The sequence below is a fragment of the Pedobacter sp. L105 genome, assembly GCF_009765875.1.
Lineage (GTDB): Bacteria > Bacteroidota > Bacteroidia > Sphingobacteriales > Sphingobacteriaceae > Pedobacter.
In genome coordinates this window covers 179,733-192,182 of record NZ_LMUP01000014.1, presented here as the reverse complement: position 1 = coordinate 192,182, position 12,450 = coordinate 179,733, and the positions used below count along the sequence as shown (strand labels likewise).

Here is a 12,450-nt window from a genome sequence, read left to right as displayed (position 1 = left end):
TTATTTTAAATGATCGGTATTATTGGTCTCGGTAATAGTGAAAGTATCACCTGTAAGGCTTACCTTATAGAGACCGGTATTTTGATGAGGGAAATCGTACATATCAGACATTGGTTTGTTACTGATGAGGCATAACAGCAGGCGCAATGCCCTGCCATGCATACAAACCAGCACCAGCTTTTCAGCAGGCCTGCTTTCCATCAGGGATATAAAATCCTTTAACCTGATGGCTACATCATTTGGGCTTTCGCCACCGTTAAAATGAGCGTCATAGTCGCCCGCCTGCCACTTTTCTGTGATATCTTTAAAAGCACCAACAGTTTTTTCACTGGTATGTTTGCCTTCGCATTCTCCCCAGGCCAGCTCGTCTATTTCAGGGAGTTTTTCCCAGGGAAGACCGGCATCGATAAAACCCTGAACAGTTTGCTGTGTACGTTTTAAAGCCGACGTATATACTTTATCGAAAGGAACATCTTTATACATCGCATAAAAAGCTGCGCCCTGTGCACGTCCTGTATCATTAAGATCGCTATCTATTCCTCTTCCCTGTATAATTCCCTTTTTGTTCAGCTCCGTCTCACCGTGACGGATGATATATAGTTCTTTGTCCATTAATTGATTACAGGCAGTTTATAATACTGAGGTTTGGCTTGTTCTTCAAACACGAAATCTGTGTAATCTGTAACGACATTATAGAGTGTATCTCTTTCAATTGGTGCGCGGCCAACCTGTTTAATGAGGTCTACCAGGTCTTTGGTACTCATACCAGGTGTCTGCTCTTCGGCCCCCGCCATAGAATAAATCTTTGTGGTATCATCCAGCGTACCGTCAATATCGTCTACACCAAAATTCAGGGAAAGCTGCGAAGTCTGGCGGCCTATCATTGCCCAGTAAGACTTGATATGGTCAAAATTATCCAGATAAATCCTGGCAATAGCGTAATTTCTTAAATCTTCTACCACAGAAGACTCGGCAACATTATTCATCTGGTTATTCTGGTTCCTGAACTTCAGCGGAATGAATGCCTGGAAACCACCGGTTTTATCCTGCAACTGACGCAAGCGCTCCATATGGTCCACACGGTGCCAGAATTTCTCAATATGTCCGTAAAGCATGGTGGCATTGGAACGCATTCCAAGTTTATGGGCTTGTTCGTGTATATCCAGCCATTGTTCTGCATTACATTTATCATGGGCAATCTGTTCCCTGATTTCCGGATGAAAGATCTCCGCACCGCCGCCTGGCATAGAATCCAGACCGGCTTCCTTGAAATACTTCATTCCATCATAATGGCTTAATTTGGCCTTCTTTAAGATATAATAATATTCAACAGGGGTTAATGCTTTAATATGGAGGTCGGGACGGTGCGCTTTTGCCTTTCTGAAAAAATCGGCATAAAATTCAAGATTTTGTTTAGGCACCACTCCTCCGGTAATATGTACCTCTGTTACAGGCTCATTGTCATACTTTTTCAGTACATCCATCATGGCGTCTACACTCATTTCCCATCCATCTTCCCTGTTTTTAATTAAACGGGAGTAAGAGCAGAAATTGCAGGTATATACACAAAGGTTGGTAGGTTCAATATGAAAATTACGGTTAAAATAGGTTTTGTCACCGTGTTTTTCTTCTCTGATATAGTTGGCTAAAACACCGAGAAACCCAAGTTCAGCATGTTCATATAAATAAACACCTTCATCGAATGTGATTCTCTCTTTTTGCTGGACTTTTAATGCTATATCTTTTAACTGCTGATCCAGATCGGCATCATTCAGTATAAAAGCAAGTTTTGAAGTAATATCCATTGATAGATTGATTATAGCTCAAAAGTAAGATAAAATCAACAGAATGCGGCGTAACAATGGTTTTAAGCTGTCAGACTTATGTCAAAGCAGCTATCTGGCGGAGCTTCTCGCTTCTCTAAAATATCTCATGGGTACAAACAGCATTCCGAAACATTCACCTTCCTCTTTGTTTAAATGTTTATGGTGTACTTTATGTGCTTTGCGCAGGGCACGGAAATAAATATTATTGGTTCTGCTGAACAATTTAAAACGCTGATGGATCAGGATATCATGGACCATAAAATAGGCAAAGCCATATAAAGTAATGCCAATGCCGATAAAAAACATAAAGCCAAAATCTGCAACAAAGGTACCTACTATATAAAAAGCCATAGAAATACAGGCAAAGATCACAAAGAAGTAATCGTTCTTTTCAAAGAAACTATGAGACTTATTGTGATGGTCTTCATGCAGGTTCCAAAACAGGCCGTGCATAATGTATTTATGCGTTAACCAGGTTACACATTCCATTAAACAAAAGGTAACCAATACAATTCCAATATTAATCAGTAGGTTCATTACGGACAATCTTTATTTTTTCCAACATCAATTTAAACCAGGTGGTATACGTCCCAGGATTTTCAGCCATGTCTTTATCGATAGCTTCAAAGCTCATATACTTCCAATCGGCCACCTCTTCAGGATTAGGTATAGGTAAGCTATTACTAAGCCCAAAAAAAACATGGTCAAACTCATACTCTGTTAATCCTTTATCTAAAACCGCCTTATAGGTAAAGCTAAATTCATATGTCAAATTACAGGCCATCTTCATTTCTTCCGTTAATCTTCTGTTGGCCGCATCAATTAATATTTCTCCCGGCCGGGGATGCGAACAGCAGGTATTGGTCCAGAGTAAAGGAGAATGATATTTCACCGCAGCCCTTTTTTGCAGCAGTAATTCATCTTTGTCGTTAAAAATAAAGATAGAAATTGCCCGGTGCAGCAGGGCCTCCTCATGGGCCTGCATTTTTTCCATTACCCCTATTTCATTGTCGTCTTCATCTACAAGCAATACGTATTCTATCATGTTACAGGGTTTTTATCAACGCTTTCTCTGCTATGCTGCAATATTGGTTTTTTAGTAAATAAGCCTTAATCCGTTTATTTAGCACATTATCTTCATCCGGATGTGTAGCAGCTGATTTCAGGTAACTGATCAGCGCCAGTTTATCCGTATCGATATTGCTGTTATATCCTAAAAAAGATGGAATATTACTTTGTGTGCTTAATCTGAAATAAAGTAGTTCAGGATTATTTTTATCTCTTTTAATGGCCATTTCCAGTAGCCTTTTACCTTTATTGAAATGACTTATACGATTAAAAGGATTAAACAGATGTTTACAGATCATAAATTCTGACATTGCCCTGAAACCTACCAAAACCGGCGTATCACTTTCTTTCACCGTTTTTAAGCGGGTATATAATTCATTTGCTACTTCTTTATTGTCTACAGCACCATCCAGTAGTTTACGGTAAGCCGAAAGATCGGAATTAAATGGATTTAGACAAACAAATAGAAGCAAAATTAATTTCATATCATTCGGAAACTGTGTTTAACATAGGAGCCGGCTAAAAGACCTAATTTATGGGAATTGGCAATTCTGATGCGCTGTGAAAGAATTTTTACAGGAGAAACCGACTTAATTTTATTGAACAGGCTTTTGTAATAGATATAAGCAACGTAAACACCAAAACGTGAGCTGCGCGGAAGCAATTTAATTCCTGTAAGCGCTTCCTCAAAATCCCGTTCTATATCCTGTTCTATTTCTTTTTTTTCCTTTTCAGAAAAAACACTCATGTCTATCTGCGGGAAATAAACCCTGCCTAATATATAGTAATCGTCTTTCAGATCTCTTAGAAAATTCACTTTTTGAAAAGCTGAGCCCAATTTCATTGCCGCAGGCTTAAGCTGCTGATATAACGCATCATTATTTTCGGTAAATACACGCAGGCACATTAGCCCAACTACTTCAGCAGAACCTAATATATAGGACTGATATGAATTTGTGGAATGTACTGTCTGGCACAAATCCATTTCCATACTGGCAAGAAAAATAGTGACCAGATCCTGCTCAATAGCATAGTCGTGAACCACGTGCTGAAAACTATTCAGAATGGGGTTCAGGCTAATTTTCTTTTCAATGGATTGGTAAGTACCGGCTTTAAATTCTTCCAGCAGATCGTGCTTATTAAAATCATGAAAGGAATCTACAATTTCATCTGCTAAACGGACAAAGCCATATATACTGTAAATGGCGTTATGGAATTTTTTATTCAAACATTTGATGCCCAATGAAAAACTTGTACTGTAAGTTTTGGTTACAATAGTACTGGAAGCAATGGAAATGCGGTCGAAGAGAGCTTTCATTTTTTAAAATATAAGTTTAGCTGGGCTGCTGCGACCTGACCTGATATCAGTGCCGGGGGCACTCCTGGTCCGGGAACGGTAAGCTGACCCGCATAGAACATATTTTTCAACTTCTTGTTTTTTAATGAAGGTTTTAATACTGCAGTTTGCATCAATGTGTTTGCCAGTCCATAGGCATTTCCCTTAAAAGCATTATAATCTTCTACAAAATTACTGACACAATAGGTCCTTTTATAAATCACCTGATCTTTAAAACGCTCTCCGCTATAAACCTCCATCCGGCTGATCAGTCCGTCGAAATACTGCTCACGCGTGGCTTCATCATCTGTTAACCCTGTCGCCACCGGCACCAGGATAAATATGTTCTCCATACCTTCGGGCGCAACACCTGCATCCGTTTTTGAAGGACAGCACACATAAAACAATGGTCGCTCAGGCCATTGCGGATGACTATAAATATCGTTGGCATGCTGTTTAAAATCAGCATCAAAAAATAAATTATGATGCAGCAGCCTCTTTACCTTTTTGCTTACGCCAATGTAGTAAATCAAACAGGAAGGAGCAAAAGTTTTCTTGTTCCAGTAGCCTTCTACATAATTTCGGTATTTTTCTTCCAGCAGTTGTTCGGCATGGTGATAATCAGCCGCTGCGATCAGTCCCTCAGTAGCATAATACCCCTTGCCCGTATGCAGACCAGTAACCAGTCCGTCTTTAACTTCTATTTTAGTAATGACAGTATCGGTATGCACCACCACGCCCAAAGAGACAGCCAGCGATTCCATAGCTGTTATGATCCTGCACATTCCGCCCATCGGGTAAAAGGTTCCCTGTACCAGGGCAGAATAATTCATCATCGTATATAAAGCTGGTATTTTATTGGCCATAGCCCCTAAAAATAGCACTGGAAATTCCATTAAAGCAATCAGCCGTTCATCTTCAAAATACGTTTTAACATATGAGCTTACAGAACTGAACAAATTTGCTTTAAGCATTCCTTTAACTACGTCGATATTGGCGTATTCCAGCCAGGAAAAAGCAGGTTTATATACCAGGTCGCGCATCCCAACTTCGTATTTAAAAGCTGCTTCTTCCAGAAATTTCTGCAAGGCGGCCGCACTGCCGGGCTCTATATTTTCAAAAATAGCTTCCAGCTCTGCCATGGCTGCTGGTATTTCAATCACATCTTTTTCACCAAAAATCACCTGAAACCCGGGATCAAGCTGTTTCAGCTCATAATAGTCTGCAACCGACTTTCCGAATTGAGCAAAGAAATTCTCAAACACGTCTGGCATCCAGTACCAGCTTGGACCCATATCAAATGTAAAACCTTCGGCCTGGTATACCCTTGCCCTGCCACCTATAGTTGCATTTTTCTCAAATAAAGTTACTTCATGCCCTTCCTTTGCAGCAAAACAGGATGCAGCCAAACCGGAAAAACCGCTGCCAATAATTGAAATTTTAGCCATAAAATAAATGCTGGGTAATCGATGAATTTGAGGATATTAAACTAGTAAATATTCATGACAAAATATCTCTGCCAGGAAAAAGAAACAGCCTTCAGTTTAAACTGAAGGCTGCAGGTACAATTGCTATAAATTTGGTAATTATTTAGCATTTTTAATAAATGTCATTACGATATAGGCTGGTTTATTTCCATAATCTACAGGCGATCTTAAAACCAGTTGATCTCTTGATGCTGAAGAAAGGATCAGCCGGTAACCGTCAGTTATGTTTTTAGCTTTTTCACCTTCATTTAGTTTTTTAAACTGGAAAGTTTCATCGGCTGTACTTGCCGACCAGAAAATATCCTGCGTTCTCGTAGGGCAGTCGGCAGTTCCAGGCAGCATATAAGTTCCGTTACCGCTATTTGTCAGGTTCCAGGTACTTCCAATAAAACATTTGTATGAAGCCTCATTAAACATAGATTTTACATTTTCAGCTGGCACACCTTCAAATGAGATATCATTCAACACCCAATAACCCACTACATTCGCTCTCCTTAAACTTGCATTTCCTGCAGCATTTTTAGGGGTAGAGCAGCTTTGTAAAAGCATTATTGAACTGCATAAAATGGCAGCCATAACTAATATTCTTTTCATAAATTTTCAATTTTGATACAACTTACATAAATCCTGCCAAAACGATAAAAAATTGAATATTATGGGTTGTTGTTGGTTATATACGATGATTACAGCGCAAATAGATTTAAATTACCCTACTTTAATTTAATAAAAACACAGCATATCGAAACGAAAATTTAGGCTAAAAAAAGCTTTCAAGCTGAGATTAACCAGAGAGAGCCTAAGTTAAGACTAGGTAGAGCCCGGAGTGATACCATAATGCTTAAAGACTTCCTCTAGTCTGACTATAGTATTTTTGAGAAAAGCACTATAGTCAGACTAGAGGGAGACTGGAGGGAGACCGGATTCATTCCGAGCTCTACCTAAGCATAACCCGAGCAAACCCCTCTAAAATCTAAATAAAACTTATTTTAAAAATTACACAAAATTTAATTCTGTCAACCCAAAAAACAGCTTAACCAGCTCACCCTACAGTCCTTTACAAGAAGTATTTAGATTTTAAGCAGCAAAACTTGGAGAAGCCCAACAACAATATAACTTTTTAACTATCTTAATTTCAACTGATTGTTATTTTTTCAGAACAATATTTTGGAAATAAAACCTATTTCACTACATTTGTAAACATAAAGCGAAAGCTTAATTCAAGTCATACCCTTCAAACCGGTTTGATTTATTAAGAAGTGGCGAGAGACAGGCTCTTTGACCCACTGGCAACCCTCCCAAAATGGAGAAGGTGCCAATTCCTGACCAGACGGCCTATTGCTTTCTGGAAAGATAAATTTAAACAAATGAAAACGAAATCAAATCTGTCAAAACCAGGCGAAAGCCTCTTGCATACTACCGCACAAGTTCTTGCCTGTATGTGTTGTTGTATAGGTTAACAATTTCCAATTGTCTCCTATCCATCCTTATACGCTTCTGCCCTGGCAGCATTCGTATTTGTCTGTAAAAATCAATCAAAATTTTAACTCAGCACATCATGTCAGCTTCCTATAAATTCGAAACTTTACAAATTCACGCAGGACAGGAAATTGATCCTACAACAGGATCAAGGGCGGTTCCTATCTATCAAACCGCTTCTTATGGATTTCACAATGCAGCGCACAGCGCCAATTTGTTTGCCTTAAAAGAGTTTGGAAATATTTACACCCGTATCATGAACCCCACAACAGACGTGTTTGAAAAGCGCGTTGCCGCACTTGAAGGCGGTGTTGCGGGGCTTGCCGTATCATCAGGACAAGCAGCTCAGTTCATTGCACTGAACAACATCCTTCAGGCAGGCGATAATTTTGTTTCTTCACCGCATTTGTATGGTGGTACTTATAACCAGTTTAAAGTATCATTTAAACGTTTGGGTATAGAAGCCAGATTTGCCGACAGTGATGATACCAAAGATTTTGAAGCTAAAATAGATAAACAAACCAAAGCTATTTATCTGGAAAGCATTGGAAATCCATCTTTCAGTATTCCTGATTTTGAAAAACTAGCCTTAATTGCAGAAAAATATGATTTGCCCCTTATCGTAGACAATACGTTTGGTGCAGCAGGCTACCTCTTCAAACCCCTTGAGCATGGTGCGCATATCGTAGTACAGTCTGCTACAAAATGGATCGGCGGACATGGAACAAGTGTTGGCGGTGTTATTGTTGATGGAGGAAATTATAACTGGGGCAATGGAAAATTTCCGCAGTTCACTACGCCTTCCGAAAGTTATCAGGGATTAATCTTCAATGACGTCTTCGGACAGGATAGCAATTTTGGAAATATTCAGTTCATTATCCGTGCACGTGTAGAAGGCCTGAGGGATTTTGGCCCTTCTATTTCTCCTTTTAATTCTTTCCTGCTGATACAGGGATTGGAAACCTTATCCCTTCGTGTACAGCGCCATGTAGATAACAGCCTTGCACTGGCTACCTGGCTGGAAAAACATGAGGCGGTCAGCAAAGTTTATTATCCCGGTCTGGAAAGCAGTCCCTATCATACCAATGCGAAAAAATACCTGAAGAACGGCTTTGGCGCGGTACTCGCTTTTGAATTAAAACAGGTAAAAGCTGAGGAATTTATTGACGCCCTTCAACTGGTAAGTCACCTGGCCAATGTAGGCGATGCAAAAACACTCATTATTCAGCCTTCGGCTACTACCCATCAGCAGCTCACTGTAGCAGAACAGCTCAGTGCAGGAATAACACCGCAATTGCTTAGGGTTTCTGTAGGCATAGAACATATAGATGATATTAAAGCAGATTTTGAACAGGCTTTTGAAAAATTAACCGGATCAGCTGTGCTTTAAGCAACAAAATAAGAATAACCACTAGAATGTCTTCAACTCATATATATCATTACAATAAACAGTTTAAACTGGAAAGCGGTAAAAAATTACGCGAACTTGAAATTGCTTATCACACCTACGGAAAGCTAAATGCAAAAAAAGACAATGTGATCTGGGCATGTCATGCGTTAACTGCAAATGCAGATGTCGCCGACTGGTGGAAAGGTTTATTCGGGGATAAATATCTCTTCAACCCGGAAGACCACTTTATTATCTGTGCAAACGTACTGGGTTCCCATTATGGAACAACCAACCCGCTGAGCATTGATCCTGTAACAGGAAACCCCTATTACCTATCCTTTCCTGAAGTTACGATCAGGGATATGGTGAATGCCCATCAGTTGCTGGCAGATCACCTGGGAATTACACAAATAAGGGTATTAATTGGCGGATCATTAGGCGGACAACAGGCTGTTGAATGGGCCATTGCGGGGACCATAAAAATTGAGAACCTGATCCTTGTTGCTACTAATGCCTCTCATTCCCCATGGGGGATTGCTTTCAATGAAAGTCAGCGTATGGCTATCACTACCGACCGTAGTTTTTTTGCACAGCAGCCTAACGGCGGAAGTAAAGGATTAAAAACCGCCCGCAGTATTGCCCTGCTTTCTTATCGTACCTATGATGCCTATGGCGCTACTCAGGTAGAAAGTGTAAATAACAAAACCGGTGATTTCCGTGCTTCTTCCTATCAGAATTACCAGGGAGAAAAATTGTGTAAAAGATTTAATGCCTACAGCTACTGGCATCTAACCAAAGCTATGGACAGCCATAATGTTGGCAGGGGCCGAAAAAGTGTTGCTGATGCCCTGGCTGGCATAAAATGTAATACACTGGTGATCGGTATTGAAAACGACTTCCTGTTTCCCGTTTCAGAACAGGAATACCTGGGTAAACACATCCCCGGAGCAGCATTTCACAGCATAAAATCTGCATATGGACACGATGGATTTTTAATAGAAACTGACATATTAACGAATATCATAGGCAACTTTTTAAAAGAAAGTGCAAATAAAAAAATTGTAAAACTGCATAAAATAGCGTAATGAGTATAAAGCTTAAAATTGGAATATTTGGTTTTGGAGTAGTAGGACAGGGACTGCACGACATTATCCGCGGACAGGACCTCAACCTGGAGATCATCAAAATTGCCATCAAAAACCCTGATAAAAAACGAAGCCTGGATGCCGGATTGTTCACTACAGACCACAACGAGATCCTGGATAACGAAGAAATAAATACCATAGTAGAGCTGATCGATGATGCCGATGCTGCTTTTAACATTGTTAAAAAAGCATTGATTAACGGTAAACACGTGGTTTCTGCCAATAAAAAAATGATTGCCAACCACCTGGAGGAACTGGTAGAATTGCAGGCAAAATACGGTACGTCATTATTATATGAGGGGGCCGTATGTGGCAGTATCCCTATCATCAGGAACCTGGAAGAATATTACGACAACGAATTGCTGCATGGAATAAGCGGTATTTTCAACGGATCATCCAATTACATCCTGTCGAAGATTTTTAATGAAAACATGCCTTATCAGGAAGCTTTAAAACAAGCACAAGACCTTGGTTTTGCAGAAACTGATCCGATCATGGATGTGGGTGGTTTTGATCCTAAGTTTAAGCTGGCTATCGCCACCGCACATGCTTACGGTTTATTTATCAACCCTGAAAAGATCCTGAATGTAGGCATACAGAATTTATCTGAGCACGATATACAATATGCAAGGGAAAAGAACTTTAAGATCAAACTGGTTCCTACAGCACGTAAGATCAGTACCAAACAGGTGATCACCTACGTATTGCCCAAATTTGTAAAGTCAGACGATTTCCTTTACAATGTGGAGAATGAATATAATGGGGTTACCGTACAGGCTGCCTTTGCCGATAAACAGTTCTTTTTTGGAAAAGGTGCCGGAGGGCATCCAACAGGTGCAGCTGTACTCTCTGATATTGCAGCACTAAGATATGGTTACCGCTATGAATACAAAAAATACAATCAGCATAACGGGTTAATCCATACAGATAACGTGAATATTGAAGTTTATCTGAGATATACGCATGAATATACCATTGATAAGCTTAAGATTGAAAACATCTCAGAACGCTTTTCAAGAAATGACTACAAATACGTGATTGGAAGTGTGAACCTTAAATCTTTACTGGCCAATAAAGACCTCCTATTTCAAAAGGATATATTTATTGCACACACCGGCCGTCTTACCTATACTGAACAGCAAATCCAGGTGATTGCTGGGGAAGAGGTCGTATTTAACTAAACAGCCCATTTTTATAATTTGTTTTTGATAGAAAAAGGCCGGGATTCCGGCCTTTTTCATAAGATTATTTTTTTTTCAGCGGTTATGAAACTTACATCACATTTTCCATGAAAGGATTAGATCTCCCTGTTGATATCCCAGTTCTCCAGATAATCTGCCACCCTGCGCACAAAAGTTCCGCCTAAAGCTCCATTCACTACCCTGTGGTCATACGATAAAGATAGGAACATCATATGACGAATAGCAATCACATCACCAAATTCAGTTTCCAGTACAGCAGGTTTCTTTTTAATCGTACCTACTGCCAGAATAGCTACCTGTGGCTGATTGATAATAGGTGTTCCCATTACATTCCCGAAAGAACCCACATTTGTTAAGGTGAAAGTTCCATTCTGGGTTTCATCAGGCTTCAGCTTAGAAGCCCTGGCACGGCTGGCCAGGTCGTTCACCGACCTCGTTATACCTACCAGATTGAGCAGATCTGCGTTTTTGATCACAGGAACAATCAGGTTTCCGTTGGGAAGTGCTGCTGCCATACCTATATTAATATCTTTCTTCTTAATGATTTTGGTTCCATTAACAGAAACATTGATCATTGGAAAATCTTTGATAGCCTTGGCTACAGCCTCAATAAAGATCGGCGTAAAAGTTATCTTTTCATTTTCCCTCTTTTCAAAATTCTTCTTTATTTTCTCACGCCACAACACCATATTGGTTACATCCGCTTCTACAAATGAAGTGACATGAGCCGAAGTCTGCGTGCTCATCACCATATGTTCGGCAATCAACTTACCCATACGGTCCATTTCAATGATCTCGTCCCCCCCGCTCACACTGATGGCCGGCGGTACAAAATCACGCTCAGGTGATGAAGCAGTTTCATTTAAAGGTGCGGCAGTTTCATTGCTGGCAGCAGTAGTACTGACAACAGGTGCAGCAGAAAAAGCCCCTGTACTAGCTGTATTCCTGCGTCCATTCTGAATATAATTTAGGAGATCATCTTTAGTTAGCCTGCCATCCGTGCCGCTCCCGGTGATGGTATCCAGTTCGGCAGTCCCTATTTGTTCCTGTGTGGCTATATTTTTAACCAAAGGAGAATAAAAACGATCTGATTCTATAATACTGCCTGTATGAACAGGTGGTGTAACAGCGGTAGTCAGTTGTTCCGTACCGGGAATATTTTCAACAGTTTCTTCTGCTGGTTCCGGCTCTGATATTACAGGTAAGGGAGCTGCTTTTTCTTCAACAGCAGCTGCTGGTTTGACCTCAACTTCGTCAGTTTCAATCAATGCAATGACTGCACCAACCTGAACCACATCGTCTTCTTTATATAATTGACTAATCAATTTTCCGGCTACAGGAGAAGGAACATCTGAGTCCACCTTATCTGTAGCGATTTCTAACAGGGTATCATCTAAACTGATCATATCTCCTGGTTGTTTCAACCATTTGATAACCGTTGCTTCAGCAACGCTTTCTCCCATTTTAGGTAATAATAATTCGTATTGAGCCATTTAGTTTACAGTAAATTTGGTATTACT

The 12,450-nt window shown here is 40.1% G+C and carries 12 protein-coding genes and 1 riboswitch; of the genes, 3 read left to right on the top strand and 9 right to left on the bottom strand.

Annotation, left to right across the window (positions count from 1 at the left end; all coding sequences use genetic code 11):
* From GSQ84_RS23885 to GSQ84_RS23850, 8 genes are all read right to left on the bottom strand, one after another.
* Entirely contained in the window at positions 1–612 is a 612-nt protein-coding gene (locus tag GSQ84_RS23885; protein ID WP_158799896.1) for a histidine phosphatase family protein, read from the bottom strand.
* A complete protein-coding gene (mqnE, locus tag GSQ84_RS23880) occupies positions 612–1,805 on the bottom strand; it encodes an aminofutalosine synthase MqnE (RefSeq protein ID WP_158799895.1) in 1,194 nt (397 codons plus the stop codon). Before mqnE ends, GSQ84_RS23885 begins: the two co-directional genes overlap by 1 nt.
* A gap of 90 nt (positions 1,806–1,895) precedes the next feature.
* Positions 1,896–2,363, bottom strand: coding sequence for a sterol desaturase family protein (locus GSQ84_RS23875; protein WP_158799894.1), 468 nt, complete (start codon positions 2,361–2,363; stop codon positions 1,896–1,898).
* The gene (gene idi, locus GSQ84_RS23870) at positions 2,347–2,871 is read right to left on the bottom strand and encodes an isopentenyl-diphosphate Delta-isomerase (protein ID WP_158799893.1); all 525 of its coding nucleotides are present in this window, start codon (positions 2,869–2,871) and stop codon (positions 2,347–2,349) included. Before idi ends, GSQ84_RS23875 begins: the two co-directional genes overlap by 17 nt.
* A 1-nt stretch (position 2,872) precedes the next feature.
* A complete protein-coding gene (locus GSQ84_RS23865; RefSeq protein WP_158799892.1) occupies positions 2,873–3,379 on the bottom strand; it encodes a hypothetical protein in 507 nt (168 codons plus the stop codon).
* Positions 3,376–4,212 (bottom strand): phytoene/squalene synthase family protein, encoded by an 837-nt coding sequence (locus tag GSQ84_RS23860; protein WP_158799891.1) that lies wholly within the window; start codon positions 4,210–4,212, stop codon positions 3,376–3,378. Before GSQ84_RS23860 ends, GSQ84_RS23865 begins: the two co-directional genes overlap by 4 nt.
* A complete protein-coding gene (locus tag GSQ84_RS23855; RefSeq protein ID WP_158799890.1) occupies positions 4,209–5,678 on the bottom strand; it encodes an NAD(P)/FAD-dependent oxidoreductase in 1,470 nt (489 codons plus the stop codon). The genes GSQ84_RS23860 and GSQ84_RS23855 overlap by 4 nt, the downstream gene beginning before the upstream one ends.
* A 138-nt stretch (positions 5,679–5,816) precedes the next feature.
* A complete protein-coding gene (locus GSQ84_RS23850; RefSeq protein WP_158799889.1) occupies positions 5,817–6,311 on the bottom strand; it encodes a hypothetical protein in 495 nt (164 codons plus the stop codon).
* Between the two features lie 649 nt (positions 6,312–6,960).
* A riboswitch (SAM riboswitch) is annotated at positions 6,961–7,074 on the top strand.
* A 198-nt stretch (positions 7,075–7,272) separates the two neighbouring features.
* Here GSQ84_RS23850 and GSQ84_RS23845 point away from each other — a divergent pair.
* From GSQ84_RS23845 to GSQ84_RS23835, 3 genes are read left to right on the top strand one after another with little or no spacing between them, the layout of a single operon-like run.
* Positions 7,273–8,583: an O-acetylhomoserine aminocarboxypropyltransferase/cysteine synthase family protein gene (locus GSQ84_RS23845; protein WP_158799888.1), complete on the top strand. Its 1,311-nt coding sequence runs from the start codon at positions 7,273–7,275 to the stop codon at positions 8,581–8,583.
* Positions 8,584–8,609: 26 nt separating this feature from the next.
* On the top strand, positions 8,610–9,668 hold the full coding sequence (gene metX / locus GSQ84_RS23840; protein ID WP_158799887.1) for a homoserine O-acetyltransferase: 1,059 nt from the start codon (positions 8,610–8,612) through the stop codon (positions 9,666–9,668).
* Complete coding sequence (locus tag GSQ84_RS23835) at positions 9,668–10,909, top strand: homoserine dehydrogenase (RefSeq protein WP_158799886.1); 1,242 nt, start codon at positions 9,668–9,670, stop codon at positions 10,907–10,909. The genes metX and GSQ84_RS23835 overlap by 1 nt, the downstream gene beginning before the upstream one ends.
* Before the next feature lie 116 nt (positions 10,910–11,025).
* Here GSQ84_RS23835 and GSQ84_RS23830 read toward each other — a convergent pair whose 3' ends face one another.
* Positions 11,026–12,423, bottom strand: coding sequence for a dihydrolipoamide acetyltransferase family protein (locus tag GSQ84_RS23830; RefSeq protein ID WP_158799885.1), 1,398 nt, complete (start codon positions 12,421–12,423; stop codon positions 11,026–11,028).
* Between the last annotated feature and the right edge of the window lie 27 nt (positions 12,424–12,450).